The sequence below is a fragment of the Alteromonas sp. KUL150 genome, from assembly GCF_009811475.1.
Taxonomy (GTDB): domain Bacteria; phylum Pseudomonadota; class Gammaproteobacteria; order Enterobacterales; family Alteromonadaceae; genus Alteromonas; species Alteromonas gracilis.
In genome coordinates this window covers 1-21,057 of sequence record NZ_BLIJ01000027.1, presented here as the reverse complement: position 1 = coordinate 21,057, position 21,057 = coordinate 1, and the positions used below count along the sequence as shown (strand labels likewise).

The following is a 21,057-nucleotide window of genomic DNA, read 5'->3' as shown; positions in this document are numbered from 1 at the left end:
GTTATTGTAATTACAACTAAATGTTGAGCCATGTGGAATGTGTCGTGTAAGCAGAGGCTCCTTAAAATAAAAATTAGCAAGAGAATTGTGAAAGATGAGTAAACGCTTACCCGCCCGCTTTAACCTAAACCGCACTACTACATTAATTGCGTTGTGCCTAGGCTTGCATTGCCACGCCGCTATGTCACAGGAAACTAACGAGCAAGCTGAAGACGAGTTGTATGAACAGATACTAATCACCGCTTCTAAGCGAAGTACGGGGCTTCAGGAAACGCCTATCGCTGTATCTGTTACTAGCGGAGAAGCTATCGAGCAAACTCAAGTACTAGATATTCAGGATTTACAGGCGTTAGTGCCAACATTAAGAGTGAACCCTTTACAACGTTCAGCAAATACCAATTTCTCGATTCGCGGTTTTGGTAATGGTGCGAACAATACGGGAATTGAACCTTCTGTTGGAGTTTTTATTGATGGTGTATACCGTTCAAGGGCCGCCGCACAAATTGGCGACTTACCGCGCGTCCAGCAGGTTGAAGTATTAAGTGGCCCGCAAAGTACACTCTTTGGGAAAAACGCATCGGCTGGGGTAATAAGTGTGCGAACGCAAGGACCCTCTTTCACCGAAGAGGGTAAATTGACGCTAGGAGTGGGCAATTATGATCAGCGATTACTAAAAGGGTACTATACAAATGGTATAACCGATGAGTTTGCATTTAGTTTGTCTGGTGGAGTGAACAAACGTGATGGTTATACTGAAAGCGTTGTTGATGGCGTAGATACGCTAAATAATCGTGATAGGTGGAATATAAGAGGGCAGGCTTTATACGAACCTAGCACCGACGTTAAGTTTAGATTTATTGCTGACTATAGTGAGATAGATGAACGCTGTTGCACTGTGGCGGACGTTATTAATGGACCTACAACGGCTGTCGTACGTGCATTGGGCGGTACCGTGTTAGAGACTGATGATCCCTTTGCTTTCAAATCTGCGCTGAATTTTAATCCCAGTAACACGGTAGAGGATGGCGGAATTTCTCTCCAAATCGACGTTGATTTTGATACATTCGCGTTAACCTCTATCACCGCTTACAGAAACAATAAATCTGACTATTTCGCGGATGTAGATTATACATCGCTTGATATTTTGTCAGAGGAAGGGCACACAGAGATAGATACCTTCACTCAGGAACTTCGTCTTACTTCCCTTGGCGAAAATACATTGGACTGGATGTTCGGGATGTTCTACTTCTCAGAAGAGGTAGATACAGGTGATACCTTATTCTACGGACAAAACATTCGGCCTTATTTTGACGTACTGTTGAATTCGGGGGTAGCACAAGCACTCGCTTCGTTACCTACTCCGTTGCCATTTGATGCGGTTTTCCCTGATGGATTTCTTGGCGCATTTGAACCTTTGTATGGTCAAGCGCCGGGTACTTTTTTTAATGAAAATCAGTTCGTGAATAGCGAGTTTCTACAAAAAAATGATGCATTGTCTGTGTTCTTTAATCTTGATTACCATATTTCGGATAGACTCACTACAACAGTGGGCGTCAGTTACACAGAAGACGAGAAAGACGTATCGGTAGAACAAAACAATAACGAAGTGTTATCCTCTATCGATATCATAAATGATCCCACAGTTTTCGGTGTGCCGTTATCAACAGCGGTACCGGCTTTAGCTGGTTTTATTCCCACGCTCCAAGGCGTTCAGTTTTTGCCTCCGCAACTCGTTTTTCCTAATACTGTAGAAGACGGTAATACTAACGATGATAAAGTGACGTGGAGTGCGCGTATCGCATACGAGATTAATCAAAACTTTAACGTATTCGCTACTGCTGCTACAGGCTTCAAAGCCTCGTCTTGGAACCTTTCCCGCGACACACGACCGTTTGGTTCTGACCAATCGGCACTGGAATCTGGCAATTTGGCGCGTGTTAATCAGACGTATGGAACCCGCTATGCTGGGCCGGAAGAGTCAACGGTTTATGAATTGGGGGTAAAAGCAAGGTTCAAACGGGGAGCATTTAACGTCACGCTGTTCGACCAAACAATCGAAGGCTTTCAATCGAGTACATTTGTAGGCACGGGGTACGTGTTGGCGAACGCCGGGAAACAGTCAACGCAGGGTCTTGAATTTGATTCAACGCTAGATGTAACAGAGAATTTAGTATTTAGCTTTGCTGGGACAATTTTAGACCCAGTTTACGACTCTTTTGTTGGTGCAAATGGCGTGAATGGACCAATCGATCTTTCAGGTACGCAGCCCGCAGGCATACATGAACGAAGCTTCGTTGCAGGCCTGACTTATCACTTAGAATTCGAAAATGGCACTACTGGTTTTATTCGAAGTGATTATCTACATGAGAGTGAAACACAACTTGTAGAGAATGTTCCACCTGAACTCACTCGTGAAGTTAACATGCTAAATGCCAGTGCAGGATTAACCTTTACTAACGGAATTAGTGTTCAACTATGGGTGAGGAATTTAAACAATGATGAATACTATTTGTCAGCATTTCCACCTCCCATACAGGCTGGCAGCTTCAATGCTTACCCAAGTCAGCCAAGAACTTTCGGCGCAACAGTATCTTACATGTTTGACTAGTAACTCGTAATTTCGCAGCGAAAAGCCAGCTATACTCAGAAAATAGCTGGCTTTTTATTATTTTAATGCTTTAATCGTGTTGAAAACCTTTGTACCCGTTTTTTAGGCACTTAGACACTGTGATGCAGCAACTGGTCTAGCAGGCTTGGGTTGCGCTGGACGTTGAACCGGTGGCGATGTAAAGCGCATGTTTCTGTCATACGCGATTGAAGGTATTTCAATCTTTGTCAAAAATGAAGACCCCGCCATTATTCCCAGTTTGTAGTCATGACGTAGCTGCGCGTCGGTGCTACCTAATAGCTTACTTTGTAGTTTATCTGACGCAAATACTTGAATAATTTCAACACCATCAGGTGGATTTTCAATAAACGCTAATTCTTTTTGATACGCATGTTCGTGTTGCAGTAAATAGTCGATGGTTTTTGGGCAGGTGCCTGTTGCGCACATCACTGCGCTTAGTTTTTGTAGCCAAGGTGACTGTGCCTGAAAACCTTTATCTACGGTTCTTATCACTACTATTTTTGTAGCGCCACGGTTATAAGCTTCGGTTACGGGTAATGGCGCAGCTAATCCACCATCTAAATAAAAATCGGTATTTGCGGCCTGTTTGGTCTCGATTTCAGTGTGAAGCGGCACCCCTTGTTTGTACAGTAAGGGGAGTGCGCTCGATGCTTTAATCAACTCAACCCAGTTGTTTTGGCTTTTCATTGGATTCAAGAAATAAGCTTTCCTGTCTCTAGAGTTCGTAGCCGTAAACAGTATTTCTCTATCTGCCACATTGCTTTTAGCCGTATCTAAATCTAGTAAACGGTTCGCTTCTTGGGTTTTATCAAAGTACCAGTCTAAATCGACAATATGCTTGCCCATTAACCCTCTTCCCATTTGGAAAAATCGTTTGTGCCGGGTCAAGCCTCGAATAAGACGTTTTGCATAGCCTTTTTGACGTGCCACAAAGCTTGTTAAGTTTTGCGAGCCTGCCGATGTGCCAATAAGGATATCGAAGGGGTCATGCCCAGCATCTAACCATGTATCAAGTACACCGGCTGTAAAAATACCGCGCTGACCGCCACCCTCTGCGACTAACGCAACTTTAACTTTGTTATGGGCAGAATTTTCAGCGTTGCAAGTATTAGTTGGCGCAGATTGTTGAGCGAACATTAGAGACCCTCTAATTGAACATATATATAAATTGACTACTTGGTCTAATTCTAGGGAGATCATGCGACACAAGAAAATTGAAAGATTGAATCACACTAATAGGAAATAACTGATACAAAAACATTTTTTTGTTATATAGATGTGATTTTGGTGTTTACATTTTGATCATTACAAAGCAGTCTAACCGGATAACAAAAAGTTTAGAAGATGGGAATTACATCAATGAAAGTCGTGGTGTTAGGTGCGGGTAGTATTGGTTGTTATGTTGCAGGTTGTTTGTTGGCGTCCGGGTTTACGCTTAATGGGACTAATACACTTACGCTTATCGGTCGACAGCGATTATGTGACGACATTTTAGCAAATGGACTGAAAGTGACCGACTGGCAAAGCCGCCATCAAATTACCGATGTTGAACACGTCAATTTTTCATTGAATAACGATAGCTTAGCCAGTGCAGATGTCATCCTACTATGCGTAAAGAGCCAAGACACCGAGCAGGCGGCAGATATTATTAAGTTGTGGGCCAAACCCTCTGCCGTTGTCATTAGTCTTCAAAATGGTGTGAGTAACGCATATATGCTTCGCCAGAAGCTTAATCAAGCAGTTGTTGCAGGCATGGTGCCTTTTAATGTCTTTTATAAGGGCCACGGACACTTTCACTGTGGTACTGAAGGCAATATAGCCATAGAAGATCCGAACAATAAATGCAAAGACCTGATAGAGGTGCTTGAAAACGCATCGCTTCCAGTAACAGCTTATAACGACATGGCTGCCGTCCAGTATGGCAAACTTATTATGAATCTAAACAATGCGGTAAATGCCTTATCGGGCATACCGCTAAAGTCGCAGCTAGGGAACCGTGAATACAGGCTAGTAATGGCAAAAGTGCTGTCTGAGGCGTTAGCAGTATTAAAAGCGGAAGGAATTACACCTGCAAGAACGGGGAAGGTCATTCCCAAACTTATGCCAACAATTATGAAATTGCCTAATTCTTTATTTAACGTGGTTGCCGCATCAACGCTCAAAATAGACCCTGAAGCACGCTCATCAATGTATGAAGATCTGTTGCTTGGGAGGCGAACTGAGATAGATTATTTAAATGGTGAGATAGTCAGGCTCGGTGAAAAAAATCAGATAGCTACGCCAGTGAATAAGCATATTGTTAGCCTGATCAAACAACATGAAGTTGCCCAAAAGGGAAGTCCTTACTTACCCCCAAATGCTCTACTATTAACGTGATATGCCAGTCTAACGACGTAGTTCAACGTTAAATATTACAGTTTTATGTCATTTTTATGTCAGAGCTCTTGATTCTTATACTAAAGTAGATATCCTGCGCGCAAACTTCTGTTATATTGACATGCCTTGCTTTTTCAAAATCGTTTTTCCTCTTGTCTTCTGATTAGTGTTCTATGGGCGTCGCTTTTCCATACGGCGGTTGTAGCGTCTGAGGTTGATATTAAGCGTGAATCTAGCGCAACTTTTTCAAGTTACCATGGCAACGGCCTTTCATTTCAAAGCAACAACAACACCTTCTCACTACGCGTGCGCGGCCGACTTCAGTTTCGCTATGCCAATCCCGGTATAAGCCAACCTACAGAGCGTGCTGACTTTGAGCATAACGCAGGTAATCAATTTGGCGTTAACAGGGCGCGAGTCAAGTTAGACGGTCACATTGGTTTGCCTTGGATTCAATACGGTGTGGAATACGATGCTGCCGATCAGCGCACGCTGACCGCTACACTATCCTTCGAAAAGTATGACTCGCTTCGGTTTAAATTTGGTCAGTGGAAAGTTGAGTATTCCAGAGAGCGCAGTGTTAGCAGTGGCGGCCAACAAATGTTGGATCGCTCAATTACTAATAGAATATTTACTCTAGATAGGCAAATGGGGGCATCGCTTTACGGTAATCTTAAAGGCCCAGGCGCGGCCAACTTCAATTACTGGGTAGGGGTATTTAATGGCTCAGGTCGTGGTGATTATAGTAATCACGATGGCGAGAATATGTATACAGGTCGATTACAGTGGAACATGTTAGGTGAATCTGTTGGGTTTAAAAACAGTGACATTAAACGAACGGCTAATCCTAAAGCTGCCCTAGCAATAGCAGGGGCGAAGTTCAAAAGCCAGTTTACACGTTTTTCTTCCTCTGGTGCTGGTAATTTAGCCAACTTTAGTGCGGGCGAGATAGAAGGTCAGTACGACATTCAGCAGTTTGTGATTGATGGTGCCTATTTTTATAAAGGATTTAATGCTCAAGCGGAATATCATGAGAAAGATATTGTGGATTTAGCGAACAACAATACAAAAACCACGCTGCGCGGCTATTATGTGCAGGCGGGATATTTTTTAAATGAATCAATCAGCTGGTGGCCAGAGCCCCTTGAAATGTCAACACGCTTCGGGACTTATTCGCCACGTGACAATGAAAAAAACGACCACTTTTTTGAAAAGTCGGTAGCAATTAACTATTTTTTTAACGGTCATGAAAACAAAATAACCGCAGAGGTAAGCAGAGTTTCACTGGATCAGTTTGATACTGAAGTAGGGGACGAAACCATCTACTCTCTGCAGTGGGACATCAGTTTTTAGCCTAAAACTTGCTGTTTCCTTAACACTTCAACATCGTGATTGTATCAATACCTATATAATCGATTAGATATCAATAGGTGCTATTATAAAGTTAATATCACCTATAATCAGGCCTCACATCCATGCAAAACAATGCAACACTCAACTATGTCGAATTTGCATCTCTAGACATTCGCCGTTCTAAAACGTTTTTTGAATCTGCGTTTGGCTGGTGCTTTACTGACTACGGTAATGAATACAGCGCGTTTAGCAATGCGGGTTTGGATGGTGGGATATTTGCTGCTGAGCGAGTGACTCGAGCGGAAAGCGGGGCGCCCTTGTTAGTACTTTATGCCGCTGACATTTCTGAAACTCAGCTTAATATAGAAAGCGCGGGCGGTACAATTACCAAGCCCTTATTTGATTTTCCTGGCGGTTGTCGATTCCACTTTGTCGAGCCGGGTGGGAATGAGCTTGCCGTATGGTCTGAGACAGCCTAGTAGATAAAAGTGCACTTGGAATGGCTCAGCGCTAAACAGCACGGTATTCCATTGTGCCTTAAACAAAAAACGCCTTGCTGGCAGTAATACAGAAGGCGTTTTAATTTCTATTTAGTTAGCTAAAAGCTAGCAGTTAGTTTTGCTCAAGCACAATGCGCAGCATTCGGCGAAGCGGCTCTGCGGCACCCCACAATAGCTGATCCCCTACGGTAAATGCCGAAATATACTCTGGGCCCATAGTCAATTTGCGAATACGGCCAACTGGAATAGACAGCGTGCCGGTAACTTTCGCTGGGGTGAGCTCTTGCATGGTCGCGTCGCGATCGTTTGGAACCACTTTTACCCATTCATTGTGAGCTGCAAGAATCTCTTCAATTTCGCTTACAGGCAAGTCTTTCTTAAGCTTAAGCGTAATGGCTTGACTGTGGCAGCGCATAGCGCCAACACGCACGCAAATACCGTCGATAGGTACTTCGCCGCCTTGAATTCCTAAGATTTTATTGGCTTCAGCTTGGGCTTTCCATTCTTCACGGCTCTGACCTGAAGGTAGTTGCGAATCGATATAAGGAATTAAGCTACCTGCAAGTGGCACACCGAACTGTTCGCTAGGGTAGTCTGAACTTCTGATAAATTCAGACACTTGCTGGTCAATTTCCAAAATTGCAGTAGCAGGGTCTTCAACCTTCTCTTTCACATTGCTGTGAATGGCGCCCATCTGGCTAATAAGTTCGCGCATGTGCTTTGCACCAGAGCCCGAAGCGGCTTGATACGTCATTGGCGAAGCCCATTCAACAAGGTCTTTTTCAAACAGACCGCCTAGCGCAAGCAGCATGAGGGAAACGGTACAGTTTCCACCTACGTAGGTGCGAATACCTTTTGCGATGCCACTATCAATTTCTTTGCGATTAACAGGGTCTAGAATGATAACGGCGTCGTCTTTCATACGAAGGGCTGACGCTGCGTCAATCCAGTAGCCATTCCAGCCAGAGGCTCGTAAATCGTCGTATACCGCTTTGGTGTAGTCGCCGCCCTGACAGGTGATAATGATATCTTGCTTCGATAACGCTTCAATATCGTGCGCATCTTCTAATACACCTGCATCTTTTCCAGCAAAATCTGGCGCTGCACTGCCTTTTTGAGAGGTAGTGAAAAAGGTGGGCTCAATGTGCGCGAAATCTTGCTCTTCTTGCATGCGCTGCATCAATACTGAGCCAACCATACCGCGCCAGCCCACTAAACCTACTTTTTGTTGTGACATTAAATTGAGAACCCTTGTAACTAAAATGAAAAGTACTTTATCACCTATGTTTATAATAAATGACCAATACACGGACCGTTTGATTAATAAGCGTGTAGTGAAAAAACATAAAATGATGTCGGACGCCGCGCTCCTAGGGCGCTGGCGCAATACCTGTCGTTTTTATTTTTATCCTCGCAGTCTAAGTGTTATTTATCTCGCTGGCTAGATGGTTTTTATAAATAATCTATCGCTGATATAAGCATTTTAAATACAGCGAAAAAGACGGTTGATAGTGTACAGATTTTGTTAATGCTGCGTTCATTACGCAGATGTCGAAGGACAGTAACTTTTATTGACAAATTAATAGTGGCAAGGGGACTGGATCTTATCGTGGTTAGAAGCTTTCTAATCCATATATCCATTATCGAAACGAGATTGGTTGGCAAAGATAAGGTAGTCGTCAGGTGCCGATACCTTATTTTGTTTTGCTTGATACATGGCAATGTCAGCGAGTTTAATCAACGCATGCATATTACTGCTTGTTTGAGGGTAAAAAGCCACGCCCACGCTCATAGAAACCACAGTAGGCCTTGTATCATTGTTAAAATAGAAGGGCTGTTTAACACCACTATTTACTTTGTCTACCACTTTCTGAACCGACGTTTCATCATCAACTTGAAGTAACAACATAAATTCATCGCCGCCCCAACGTATCGCGACGTCGTTTTTGCGTATTTTTTCTTTCAGTTGCTCAGCAACAAAAATGAGAACCTCGTCACCCGCATCGTGACCGTAAATATCATTTACCGCTTTAAAACCGTTAAGGTCGATCAGTGCCAACGCGAACTGGTGTTCCTTTCTCATGAGTTTGGCTATGAGCTTTTCACCGCCATTTCGATTGTAGATACCCGTTAAAGCGTCAAAATCTGCTTGTAGCGCAAGCTTTTGTAACTCTTGTCTACGACTCGAAATGTCATTCAACGTAAGCTGGTAGTAACGTTCACCTTCTTCTGTCAGTAATGGGCTAGCAATAAGTTGAACCCAAATGGCATTGTCATTTGCGCTACTTTTTAGCTTGTACTCTCCCGTCGCAAACTCGTTTCGCGCAAAGGCTTCTTGAAGTGCAGCTTTCATTGCTTCTGGTGTTTCGAATAGTTCGTTTAACAGTTCGCCATAGCCTTGCTTTATTCCAAGCTCTGTTTTCTCTACTAAATCATTAAACGCTTCGTTTCGAAGCGCTATAGTGCCATTCTCAGCCATCAAAACAGTTGCAGTTTTGGCGTTCTCAAACAGCATTCTAAATCGCTTTTCAAGAAACTCGATTTCTTCTCTTAATTGTCGTTCTTGGGTAAATTGCTCTTCGACTTTGTTCAGCAGCTGGTTGGTGTCGTAGACGAGTTTACCTATTTCACTTCGGGAGTGATATTTAGGAGTGGAGATCCGCTGTGATGTTCCAGGCGTGATTTCGTTTAAAGAGCGGCCTACCCGAAGCATGGGAGAGATGATGATGTAGTATGTGATTAACAATGCTACGCCGCCGACCACGAGTGCTTCAGCATAAAGCGAATAGCTGTTATCAATACTGATTTTTTCTGCTTGATTAATAATATGCTCGAAATTGGGATATACATTGACTTCAGCCAAGATATCTTCTGGCATGAAGGGATGCCTCACCATAAAAACACGTGGATTGATATTACTATCAATGGCTTCGTTTACGTTTAATTGATAGTACAGCGCGTCGCTTTTTATTGAAGCCCCTAGAATTTTGTCGCTTTTAACCAAGCCATTAATTGCCTCTTTTGCTAAATCTTCATCTTCTAGGAAAGCCGCAATAGACGCTGTCGCCCCTACCGTCTGATAAAGCTCTTCAATATCATTATTGGCATCACGAATTTCATTTTCATAGGTAGTGCGATAAAAAAATTCAGCGGTGGTAAATACCACTAACATTGACGCCGCGATTAAAAATAGCGAGAAGCGGAAGCCTAATCCTTGAACATTAATCAAAACGATATACCACTTTCATGCTGTCAGTGACAGCGGACTCATAAACATAGGCTAGAGCAGACTCATCTTCTTTCAACCGCTGTTTCACATCGTCTATGGTTTTTTCGATTGCGGGAGGCTTTACTCGACCAGAAAATTTCAACCTAGACCAATAGGCATTTACACGTGCTAAGGGTAGCCCTACCAACGCCTGGTAAAATTGGGTTTTAAGCTCAGTCTCAATTTCGACATCAATAGGGGTGGCAAGCTTGCCGTTTGGAAACGCTGAATACTTACCCATAAATAAATCAATAAGGCCTTTTTTGTCTAAAAATTGCACGGTGTTTTTGGGGTGTGTCACAACGACAATTTTCTCTGAGGCGTTTACAGCACAAGAAAAACCTTGCAGCCCAAGTAGCACCGTAAGCATTAGAAAGTAACGATCAAAAAATCTCACGATACTCCCCTAAAAACTGAAGCTTAAAGCAAAGAAAAGGGTATGAGCGACACTCGCCTCGTCATCCACAACTAAACCATTTCTGGCCCGAAGGCCTGTGCCTCTGGCTTCTATATCGCTGCGTTCTATTTGGGCTTTAAAAGCTAGATTTTCTTTAAGGTCCCAGCGCCAGCCAACAGAGAATGACTTCTGTCGGTGGGCTAGTGTGCTGGCCACTTCTTCAACAAACATAGCGAGTTCAGCTGTAGCAGGAATGATGGGAAATTCAGGCTGTTCTTCCCTGAGAAAATAGGTATCAGTTTCTGCAAAAGAAAATAGTCCGTAAAAGGTATGCGCACCATAAAGATAACTAATATTTAGAAAGCCATTAAAAGAGGGTCTTAGTGCGACAGATTCTGAATCAATATGCGAAAGTTCACCGGATATTTCCCAGTCACCTAAATTACGGTGGGCATACAGAGAGGTATACTGAATAGTAGCGTCGAGTAGTTGTAATGAATTGGCAAAATCTCTCGCGCCGCTCCAAAGGGGTTGTAATAATTCAACCGCTGATGTTACTTGTGCTATGTCAAAATTATCATTTCCAGCTTCAGTGCGCGTGTGTTTTAACGCAACGCTCCAATCAAAAGCGGTTAACTCAATGCCCAGTGTATTCAGGTTGTCAAAGGTAATGGGTTCGAAATCGACACTAGAAAAGTCACTCTCTCCTTTACCCCAAAAACCCTTTACCGATAGGTTGAAGTTTTCATAACGTTTTAAGTAACGAATATCAGCGCCGTCAAGGCTTCTAGCTGGGACAATGCCGTAAACTTCTGTAGGCACTTTTACCCAAGGGTAGGCGATAGATACGTCTCTGGTATCACTGAAATGGAAGATATCGGCTGCAAGTCTTCCCGCTCTGATCTGCCATGAAGGCGTTACGTCATAGCGTAAAAACGCCATCTGCGTTATTGAGTCTATGTCCTGCTCGTCTTGCTCTCGATAAACAAATTGCCCTACAAAGTCGAGGTTGTTTGAGAGGCTGTAATCGAGCTGTACCCCGATTAAGCTCAACGGCTTGAATGCAAAGCCATCTTTTTTTGCAAACTCAGCTTGAGACCGGTCGTTTCGAAATTGATATTTGTTGGTATCAGCGGTAGCCGTTGCTAAGGTGCCAAAACCGCTAATGTTTAACTTATTTTGTTCTGCTGACGGGCTGTTAGCCAGCAGCAAGCTGAAGATGGCCGCGAAAAACAAGTACGGCTTTTTTATCATTGTATTACCCAATTTGAAGTCTGCGTGAAATGTAGCCTAAAAAGCATTGTTCTGACAATTTTACTTTAGTACAAGGATAGTAGAGAAACGAAGAAGCAATTTAAAAATTACGGCTTTTATTTAAAGTACCTAAAAACCAATTAATAAAATGCATCAAGTTAAGGCGGTTTAAAAATAATTCTATTTAGCTATATACAGTTAGTAGATAGCACCTAACCGCTCAGCCAAGAAGTCATTGTGAAGACTGGCTTGTCATTTTTTAATAGCTTAAGAAGAAACGTAAGGCACTTTCTCTCAGTAGACTCAAGCTTAAACTTTTCATGCCGCTCTCTGTGATCAATAACGTTCAAATGCTTTATAATTCTTTCTGCTAAGGAGAAATAAACGTGAATGAATATGCCCGGTATTTTAATGGCTACCCTTCAACTATTGTAGAACAAGCCCTACAGCTAATTTCGGACAATCGGCTAAAAAGCTACTTGTTGAAAAAATATCCCAAAGCCCATGATATAACTACAGATAAGCTGCTTTACCAGTACGCGACGGATTTTAAAAAGCAGTACTTAAAAAATGCGCCCCCATTTGGACGCGCCGCGTTTAAGAAACAGGGAGATATGGTTACCAATGCGTTAGGTACGCATACCTACCGTATGCAAGGTAAAACGCGAAAGCACGACTTAGCCATTAATAGTGATTTGCTACTTGCACCTGAGCCTTTATTAAAGGCCTTAGTAGTACACGAGCTGGCGCACTTCAAAGAAAAGGACCACAACAAAGCTTTCTATAAACTTTGTTGCCACATGGAGCCTGATTACCATCAGCTTGAACTAGACTTGAGGTTATTCTGCGTTGCGGTGGCCATGGGCGAGAATCCGTACGTTTGAAGTATACGCAACGGATATTTATCTAAGAGTGTTTTATGTTAATGGGCCTAGCTAATACTATTAGCAGGCAGAAAGGCTTAATTTACCGAGCTAGTATGCAGAGTTGTGGTTGCCGTCTAGAGTTGTCGCGACAATTATTTAGCGACAGAATGTTTCAAAAGAAAGAAGCTGAGTGAATAAGGAGTATTGATGAGCATTGCTAAAATTATGTCTACACGTGTAGTTAGCGTGCACATGGATGATAGCTTGCAGTCGTTAAGAGAGTTATTTGCTGCAACGGGCTTTCATCATCTAGTGGTCGTTCACGACAATAAACTGCAGGGTATTATATCCGACAGAGACTTAATGAAATCGATTAGTCCTTTCGTCGACACGTTAAGCGAGCGTATGCTAGATCGCGCTACGCTGGATAAACGCGCCCATCAAATTATGACCCGTGAAGTGATAACGCTGAATCCTACTGACTCAGTATTCGCGGCCATTGAGCTTTTTAATACACATAAGATTTCCTGTATCCCCATTATCGATAAGGGTAGGCACCCAGTTGGCATGGTGTCGTGGCGCGATGTGATGAAGTTTATGCAAAGTAGAGTAGAGGCTAAGCGGTAGCTCGGTACGCCTAGTCTATATTTTATGAGTTTTTCAAAAAAAGTGGCCTCTCTACCTGCGTCTATAAATATTGCGGTAAAGAGGCCATTAGTTTTTAGGGCTTAGCTCTGACGATAGCTGACTTTAAACAACAGGCTGTAAAGCACAGGTACTGCAATAAGCGTAAGTACTGTGGCAAATGCCAAGCCGCCCATGATAGTTACTGCCATATCGGCAAAGAAAGCGTCGAACAGTAGCGGCGCCATACCTAAGATAGTCGTTACCGCCGCCAATGACACAGGACGTACACGGCTGATAGTAGCGTCAACAATAGCTTGTCGAATAGCCAGGCCTTCTTCAATTTGAAGGTCAATTTCTTCAATTAGTACAATAGCATTCTTAATAAGCATGCCGAACAAGCTTAAAAAGCCCAGTAGCGACATAAAGCCGAAAGGCATATCTGTACTAAGAAGGCCTGTTACTACGCCCACCACAGCCATAGGTACCACAAGCCAAATAATCAGGGGCTGGCGTGCATGACCGAACAGCAATACTGAGATAATAAACATGACTAAAAAGCCAGCGGGCAATCCGGCACCTAGTGCTTTTTGTGCATCGCTAGAGCTTTCAAACTCGCCGCCCCATTCCAAAGCATAACCCGCGGGTAGGTCAATATCTTCAATGAGCGGACGAATTCGAGCTAGAGCTTTTGCGGCGGTCTCATGGTCACCCGGCTCGGCTTCTACGGTAATGGTGCGCACGCGGTCACGGCGATGAATTCGCATTTCTTCGGTCATTAACTCTAACCCTTGCGACACCTGTGTAAAAGGTACGTACTGACGTTGTTGGGTAGACCATACCTGCGACTCGCGTATCGACTGAAGCTCGGTGTCTTCCGCTTTACCCATTTTCGCAATAATACTGTAGGCGTAGTCGCCGTCTTGCACTGTGCCTAGCTGAACACCACTACTCGCGTATTGAATAGTTTGGCTAAAGTCATTGTGCGATACGCCCGCAATACCCGCGTTGTAGTTATCGTACTGGGTGTTAATGGCAAAGCCTTTTTCGCGCCAGTTGTGACGAACGTCTTTAACTTGACCGTCTGCAAAAAGTAGCGCTTTAGCTTTTTCCGCCAATTCACGAAGCACTTCAGTATCTGGGCCGGAAAACCTTGCTTCCAGTTTTGCACCAGAACCGGGCCCAAACTGCATGCGTTCCATATAGAAATTGGCATCGAAGTCTAAGTCGGTAAGCTTACTTCTAAGCTTCTCTTGAATAGCTGGGATGTTATCTAGTTCGTTTGCTCGAACCATGAAAAAGGCATAGTTTTCATTAGCGCTTTTAGGTGCATAAGTAAGGGTGAATCTGTCAGCACCCTGGCCAATGAAGGTAGTGACATCCGTTACATTTTCCATCTCTAGAATACGTTTTTCCGCTTCCTTAGCGATAACTTCTGTTGCACGAATATCTCTGTCTTGCGGGCCCCAATAATGCACAAAAAAGAGTGGAGCGTTGGAAGGTGGGAAGAAGCCTTGCTTTACCATACCAAAGCTTCCATAAGCCACAACAGTAATGACAAAGAGTGCACCAATGGTAACCCAACGAAGCTTAAGCGCGCCTAGCAACGTGCGCTTAAACCAGCGCTGCGATGCTGAGAGTTCGTTGCCTGCAGTCTGACTCATACCTTTTCGGTAGAAATACGCGCCAAGAACAGGGACCAAAGTTACTGCTAATACCCAGCTGATCATTAGTGAAACTAAGACTACGGCAAATAGCGAGTAAAGAAACTCGCCGGTAGCATCATTTGAAAGGCCGATGCCTGAAAACGCCGCGATACCAATAACCGTTGCGCCAAGTAGCGGCCATTGAGTGCGCTTAACAATAAAGCTGGCTGATTCTTTAGCCGTGGAGCCAGTTGCCATGCGAAGCATCATACCTTCAGCAACCACAATAGCGTTATCTACTAGCATACCCATGGCGATAACCATAGCACCAAGGGATATTCTCTGAAGCTGAATATCCATGAGCCACATAACAAGAATAGTACCTAGCACGGTAACAAGAAGCACAGAGCCAACTACTACACCTGAGCGCCACCCCATAAATAAACACAGAGTTAAGGTAACCACGGCTACCGACATGACCAGGTTATTAATGAACCCTGTTACTGATTCATCAACCACTGAGGCTTGGTCGTATATCGGCGTAAGCGTAATGCCGACAGGCAGCTCTTGAAGCAGTTTTTCCACTTTTGCGTTTACGCGCTCACCCACATCAACGATATTTACATCGGTAAGAGCGGATACTGATAAAGTAAGTGCTTCCTCACCGTTGTAGCGCACGTAAACAGGCTGTATGTCGGCAGGTTCTAGTTTTAGCGTGGCAATATCAGCAACCCGAAGCGAGCGAGTGGTGCCGGGTATCACCACGGTTAAGTTAGATATTTCTTCTAATCTATCTGGTTCCCGTTCTACGATAAGACGCACATTTTTCTCGTCAACCTTGATACGGCCGCCGTTAAATGGCCGCAAGTTTTCTTCGAAAAGCGCAGCAAGATCGGGGAACGAAATACCTAACCCAGCCAATTGGTAAGGGTTGATATACGCCACAATTTGTTCTTTCTGAACGCCTGTGACATTAACTTTAGCTACACCCTCTGTAGTTAGCAGGTCTCGTCGAATAATTCGTGCAAACTCGCGAAGCTCTCGGGTATCAAAGTCTGGTGCACTTAACGCATAGTAAAGCCCGTATACGTCACCGAAATCGTCGAATACTACTGGGTCTCGCGCACCGGTTGGCAGCGAACTTGCCGTGTCGCGAAGTCGCTTTCTTAGTTCATCCCAAATCTGAGGTAATAAGTTACTGTCGTAGGTACTTTTTACTTCAACCGTAATTTCCGAGAGGCCGGGGGATGAAATTGACGTTACTTCCTTTAGCTGCGGCATTTGCTGAATGGCAATTTCCAAGCGTTCGGTAACTTCACGCTCTACTTTTTCAGCGCTGGCGCCAGGGTAATTGGTGTATACCTTTACCTGCTTGATAGTGAACGCAGGGTCTTCCAAACGACCAATTTTGCTCATAGCCAAAATGCCGCCTAAAAGCAGAATGATGACCATCAACCAAATATTAACGGGTTTATCAATTGAATAGCGTGCAATATCCATGAACTACTTCTCTCCTTGGTAAGGAAGTACTTTCATGTCTGCACGCATTTGAGTGGCGCCCGCGGCAACTACTTGTTGGCCCAGCGTAATATCGCTTTCGTTCTTGCCCTCAATAACCGCTAATTCGTTTTCTATGTGCTTAACCGAGACGGCTTGTTTGACCACTGAACTCGTTTCATCGTTAAATACCCAGACCGCGAAACCTGAGTCCTCATCGCCAACCAAAGATTGTACAGGCACCACTAAGCCCTCGGGATACAAACTTCCCTGTAGGCTAACTTTAACCACTGCGCGGGCACCCGGTGTGAGAGGAAGCTCTTCGCGTGGTTCCATGGCAAATACCACTTCGTAGGTTTGCGACACAGGATCAGGCTGGGTGGAATGCTCTACATAATTAACCGGATACCAACGGTTGCGATTAGTCGCCAGTGTAGCGCTAGCTTGTTTGATACCGCGACCAATATTAGCGGTGAGCAAACGCTCGGGCACGTTGATGTTGAAGTAAATCTTAGATACATCTTGCAGGCGGGCTATGGGAGTACCAGCCGCTACGAAGCTATTATTTTCGACTAATCGTTGGGACACCTTCGCATCGAAAGGCGCATAAAGTTGTGTATAGCTTAAATCCTGTTCTGCATTTTTTAAATCAATCAACGCTAATTCGTAAGAGGTTTTTGCAGAATCCAATGAGCTTTGCGAAACCAGCTTTTGTGCAACAATTTTCTCGATTCTGTCTAGCTCACGTTTTGCTTGTTCAAGGCGCGTTTTTGATTCTTCTACACGGCGTTCAAAGGGCTTGCGGTCGATTGTCGCCAGCAATTTTCCTTTATCTATATCGCTACCCGTCACTAAGTCGGTTTGAATAAGTCTACCTGAAACTTCAAAACTTAAATCTACGGTTTTTACCGCTGAAACAACAGCAGGGAAGGTGAACTCATCAAAGTCAGGTATGTTACTAACAGTGGCAAGCTTTACGTAGCGAGGAGTCGTCTTTATTTGTTGTTCGGCAGGTTCTTCAGAAGAACAGGCAGAGAGAATAGAAACCGAAACAACGCTTAAAAATAAAATGTGAGAAAATCGCATTATGGACATAGGTGTATGTAATCCATTGTCAGGGTAAATAGAAAATAGACGTGTGCATTCAGACCTCAGCGAATATGAGTACCCAAACACAAATTACTTTGGACAAAGTAATGTTGTCGCCAAATCCAAAAGTAAACTAGTGAGTGCATTTTAGTGCGGTCGCATTGAAAAGTAAACTACACGGTGTAAAATGAAGGTATCTTAATACGAGAACAAAGTTATGACGGGCAGCACACGTACGCGAAGTGATGTAAAACGCGAAGCAATTATTCAGGCAGCAACACAGGCGTTTCAAGAATACGGCGTTAATGGTACAAGCATGGATAAGCTAGCTGAATTAGCGAATGTGTCTAAGCGTACGGTGTACAATCACTTCGCCACGAAAGAAGATTTGGTGATGCACCTCATAACCAAGCAGTTTGAAGAAGCAAAGTTAAGTATAACAGTGGAGTACGATTCGTCTCGCGATTTATCTGAACAGCTCTGTGAGCTAATTCTTCAAGATATCGAATTTACCGTAACTGAGTCGCACTTGGATATCGCCAGGGTTGCAATTGGGCATTTTTTCTACGAGCCCGAGAAACTCAAAGACGAAGTGGCGCAGTTAAAGGCGCAAGAAACGGCTCTGCATCGCTGGTTAAAAGCTGCAAAAGCTGACAAGAAAATTGAGTTTGATGACTTAAGTCGGGTTGTCGATGAAATTGACAGTCTTGTAAAAGGGCAGTGTTTTTGGCCGCAGCTTTTTAAGATAAACGACGTATTAAGCGATAGAGATAAGCGAAACATCGCTAAAAACACTGTGGCTCTCATTACAAGCCGTTACGCTGTGGCGTAATGGACTTGCTAGCTAATAAGCTATTGCATGAGTAATGTGATAGCTATTTTATTTCAACACTTACACCCCTCTACGTTTATTTTTTCGTTATTCGTTTTCAATAAGCTCACTATTAATTTCCTGTATTTCTTAATGCATGCCTGAGTAATACATTTCAAATCCCACTTCAAAAGACACCTCGAAAACGGTGAAACAGGCATAAAGACACTGTTTTTGTTTAAATTTTGATCATAAAAACACCGTGTGGACGCAAAATTAAGAAAATTTATAAAGAGTTTTTAAATTTTACTTGTTTGGGGCTCGTCATCTTACAAAATTTTCTATATTATCCTCATCACAAATGACAACTATTATTATTTGCAATTGCAGGCGCAATTGGAAGCGACAACAAATGCTCAGCAAATAATAAGATTTACATAGTTGTAAAAAGAACACACAACACTTTGAAGAACACTTGGAGAGCAATTGTGAAATTTAGACTTACGAGTATTGCTACTGCGATAGTTTTGAGCCCTGCTGCGTTTGCTGCTGATATGGAAGATATTGAGAGACTAACGGTTGAAGGTAAATACCTTTCAGTAAATCAGTCAAATTCAATTAAAAGCCCAACGCCAATCATAGATGTGCCGCAAAGCTTGTCGATAATGACGGCTGAAGAAATTACAGCTCGTGGTATTACCAGCGTTGGTCAAATTATCGATTACACGCCAGGTGTTAATACCTCTCAAGGTGAAGGTCACCGCGATTCTGTGGTATTTCGCGGTGTGCGCTCGACTGCTGATTTCTACCTAGATGGCAACCGCGACGACGTTCAGTACTATCGCGCGCTTTATAACGTTGAACAAGTTGAAATTCTTCGCGGACCAAATGCCTTATTATTTGGACGCGGTGGTACTGGCGGTATCTTAAACCGTGTATCTAAAAAGGCCAAAACTGGCGAGAAGTTTGTAAATTACAACGTATCTGCTAATACGTTTGGCGCATATAATCTTCAGCTAGACACTAACGTTGATACAGGCGACAAGTCTGCGCTTCGCATTAATGCTATGTACGAAAGTCTGGATAACCATCGCGACTTTTTCTATGGCGATCGCTATGGCTTCAACCCTACGGCTCGCTTTGAAGTAAGCGACGACACCATTGTAGACCTTTCTTATGAATACATTGATCATGAACGTTTTATTGACCGTGGCGTGCCAACGGCCAATGGTGAGCCAGTAGAAGCGTTTGAAGATATTGTATTCGGCGACCCAGAGAACAACTATCAAACACTAGGTGCCGATGTATTCCGTGCTAATGTTGAACATACCTTTTCTGATAACCTCAAAGGAAACTTTAACGCGTTTTATGGCGATTATGACAAGGTTTATGCAAACTTTTATGCTGCTGGTTACGACGGGGATGCCAATCAAGTAACGTTGGACGGCTATGTAGATAACACCCAGCGTGAAAATTTGATTTTATCTTCAAACTTAGTCGGTGAATTCACAACAGGTCGCATTGAACACACGGTAATCTTTGGCGGTGAGGTTATTAATACCAAATCGAATCAAGACCGCTTCAACCCAGTATTTGATTCTACTGGTGGTGACAAAGAGTCGTTCACTATATCTCGTCCACTTAGTTTCAACGGCCTAACTGGCATTAACGCAGACGGTAATACAGTAACGGCGACGTTTTCTGACATCAACGATGACACCCGCGTAGATCTCGATGTTTACTCTTTCTATGTTCAAGACGAAATAGCACTTTCAGAAAACTTCGACCTAGTGCTAGGTGCGCGCTTTGATAGCTTCGATATTGAAGTGTTTAACGTTGTTGCGGCAGAAACGCGCAGCAGAAAGGATGAAGAAGTATCGCCACGTGCGGGACTTGTCTATAAGCCACAAGAAAACATTTCAATCTACGCAAGCTACAGCGAGTCATTCTTACCGCGCAGTGGCGAGCAATACGCTAATATCAATGGTGACGCTGACGCACTAGACCCAGATACCTTTACTAACCAAGAAATCGGTATTAAGTGGGATTTCAACGACACTATGAGCTTTACCGCGGCTATCTTTGAAAATGAGCAAACGTCACTTGATAACGACCCGAATGATGTTGAACGCTTTATAGAAGTAGATTCAGATATTTCAGGTTTTGAAATCCAACTCCAGGGATATATCACTGACAAGTGGCATATTACTGCGAACTACAGCAACCTAGATGGCGAAAATGCCAGTGGTGTTGCGCTTCGAGAGCTTCCTGAAAATACCATGTCGGTATGGACAACCTACGAAGTTAATGACGTATTTGGTTTTGGTATTGGTGCAACATATCAAGACGAAAGTTTTGTTGTAACAGGTGAAGACTCACCTGTACTACCCAGCTATACTCGCGTTGATGCATCAGCATATTACACGCTTAGCGACAAGACGCGTCTTCAGTTAAACGTGGAAAACTTAACCGATACGCTCTACTTCCCTAATGCGCATTCTACGCATCAGGCGACCGTAGGTGCGCCAATTAATGCTCGCCTATCGTTAATTGGTTCTTTCTAAGTAAAGCGCCAACAATTGATATATTGATAGATAGCCATTCGTGTATGCGAATGGCTTTCTTAATTTTGGGGTATTGCATCGATAATGAGCTTAAAAAACTTGCAGTGATGGTTGATTGTCCCTCACGCTATGCAAGTCAGCAAGTCAGCAAGTCAGCAAGTCAGCAAGTCAGCAAGTCAGCAA

Annotated in this window: 15 protein-coding genes; 8 read left to right on the top strand and 7 right to left on the bottom strand. The window is 43.5% G+C overall.

Annotated features, from left to right (window positions below):
- Nucleotides 1–94 precede the first annotated feature (94 nt).
- Complete coding sequence (locus GVO62_RS04935; RefSeq protein ID WP_159117990.1) at nt 95–2,608, top strand: TonB-dependent receptor; 2,514 nt, start codon at nt 95–97, stop codon at nt 2,606–2,608.
- A gap of 102 nt (nt 2,609–2,710) precedes the next feature.
- On the opposite strand, the gene GVO62_RS04930 is transcribed toward GVO62_RS04935, so the two are convergent.
- Nucleotides 2,711–3,766, bottom strand: a complete 1,056-nt coding sequence (locus tag GVO62_RS04930) for a patatin-like phospholipase family protein (RefSeq protein ID WP_236547073.1) — start codon at nt 3,764–3,766, stop codon at nt 2,711–2,713.
- 222 nt (nt 3,767–3,988) lie between these two features.
- On the opposite strand from GVO62_RS04930, the gene GVO62_RS04925 reads away from it, so the two are divergent.
- The 3 genes from GVO62_RS04925 (at nt 3,989) to GVO62_RS04915 (ending at nt 6,837) form a co-directional block, all read left to right on the top strand.
- Nucleotides 3,989–5,005: a 2-dehydropantoate 2-reductase gene (locus GVO62_RS04925; RefSeq protein ID WP_159118040.1), complete on the top strand. Its 1,017-nt coding sequence runs from the start codon at nt 3,989–3,991 to the stop codon at nt 5,003–5,005.
- A gap of 126 nt (nt 5,006–5,131) precedes the next feature.
- Nucleotides 5,132–6,358 carry a porin gene (locus GVO62_RS04920; protein ID WP_159117989.1) on the top strand — a complete coding sequence of 409 codons (1,227 nt, stop codon included), beginning with the start codon at nt 5,132–5,134 and terminating at the stop codon, nt 6,356–6,358.
- Nucleotides 6,359–6,480: 122 nt separating this feature from the next.
- Nucleotides 6,481–6,837, top strand: coding sequence for a VOC family protein (locus GVO62_RS04915; RefSeq protein WP_159117988.1), 357 nt, complete (start codon nt 6,481–6,483; stop codon nt 6,835–6,837).
- 133 nt (nt 6,838–6,970) lie between these two features.
- Here the strand turns inward: GVO62_RS04915 and asd are convergent, their stop codons facing one another.
- From asd to GVO62_RS04895, 4 genes are all read right to left on the bottom strand, one after another.
- Nucleotides 6,971–8,095, bottom strand: a complete 1,125-nt coding sequence (asd, locus tag GVO62_RS04910; protein ID WP_159117987.1) for an aspartate-semialdehyde dehydrogenase — start codon at nt 8,093–8,095, stop codon at nt 6,971–6,973.
- A gap of 387 nt (nt 8,096–8,482) precedes the next feature.
- Nucleotides 8,483–10,087, bottom strand: a complete 1,605-nt coding sequence (locus tag GVO62_RS04905) for a sensor domain-containing diguanylate cyclase (RefSeq protein ID WP_159117986.1) — start codon at nt 10,085–10,087, stop codon at nt 8,483–8,485.
- Nucleotides 10,080–10,523, bottom strand: coding sequence for a hypothetical protein (locus GVO62_RS04900; protein ID WP_236547072.1), 444 nt, complete (start codon nt 10,521–10,523; stop codon nt 10,080–10,082). Before GVO62_RS04900 ends, GVO62_RS04905 begins: the two co-directional genes overlap by 8 nt.
- A 9-nt stretch (nt 10,524–10,532) precedes the next feature.
- A complete protein-coding gene (locus GVO62_RS04895; protein ID WP_159117985.1) occupies nt 10,533–11,777 on the bottom strand; it encodes a hypothetical protein in 1,245 nt (414 codons plus the stop codon).
- Between the two features lie 386 nt (nt 11,778–12,163).
- Here GVO62_RS04895 and GVO62_RS04890 point away from each other — a divergent pair, with 386 nt between their 5' ends.
- Both GVO62_RS04890 and GVO62_RS04885 read left to right on the top strand, forming a co-directional pair.
- The gene (locus GVO62_RS04890) at nt 12,164–12,661 is read left to right on the top strand and encodes a M48 metallopeptidase family protein (RefSeq protein WP_159117984.1); all 498 of its coding nucleotides are present in this window, start codon (nt 12,164–12,166) and stop codon (nt 12,659–12,661) included.
- A gap of 189 nt (nt 12,662–12,850) precedes the next feature.
- Nucleotides 12,851–13,270, top strand: coding sequence for a CBS domain-containing protein (locus GVO62_RS04885; protein ID WP_159117983.1), 420 nt, complete (start codon nt 12,851–12,853; stop codon nt 13,268–13,270).
- Between the two features lie 101 nt (nt 13,271–13,371).
- Here the strand turns inward: GVO62_RS04885 and GVO62_RS04880 are convergent, their stop codons facing one another.
- Both GVO62_RS04880 and GVO62_RS04875 read right to left on the bottom strand, forming a co-directional pair.
- Nucleotides 13,372–16,413, bottom strand: coding sequence for an efflux RND transporter permease subunit (locus GVO62_RS04880; RefSeq protein ID WP_159117982.1), 3,042 nt, complete (start codon nt 16,411–16,413; stop codon nt 13,372–13,374).
- Between the two features lie 3 nt (nt 16,414–16,416).
- Nucleotides 16,417–17,505, bottom strand: coding sequence for an efflux RND transporter periplasmic adaptor subunit (locus tag GVO62_RS04875; protein WP_236547071.1), 1,089 nt, complete (start codon nt 17,503–17,505; stop codon nt 16,417–16,419).
- Between the two features lie 211 nt (nt 17,506–17,716).
- On the opposite strand from GVO62_RS04875, the gene GVO62_RS04870 reads away from it, so the two are divergent.
- Nucleotides 17,717–18,331 carry a TetR/AcrR family transcriptional regulator gene (locus tag GVO62_RS04870; protein WP_120960121.1) on the top strand — a complete coding sequence of 205 codons (615 nt, stop codon included), beginning with the start codon at nt 17,717–17,719 and terminating at the stop codon, nt 18,329–18,331.
- A 467-nt stretch (nt 18,332–18,798) separates the two neighbouring features.
- Nucleotides 18,799–20,874 carry a TonB-dependent receptor gene (locus GVO62_RS04865; protein ID WP_159117981.1) on the top strand — a complete coding sequence of 692 codons (2,076 nt, stop codon included), beginning with the start codon at nt 18,799–18,801 and terminating at the stop codon, nt 20,872–20,874.
- Nucleotides 20,875–21,057: the final 183 nt, after the last annotated feature.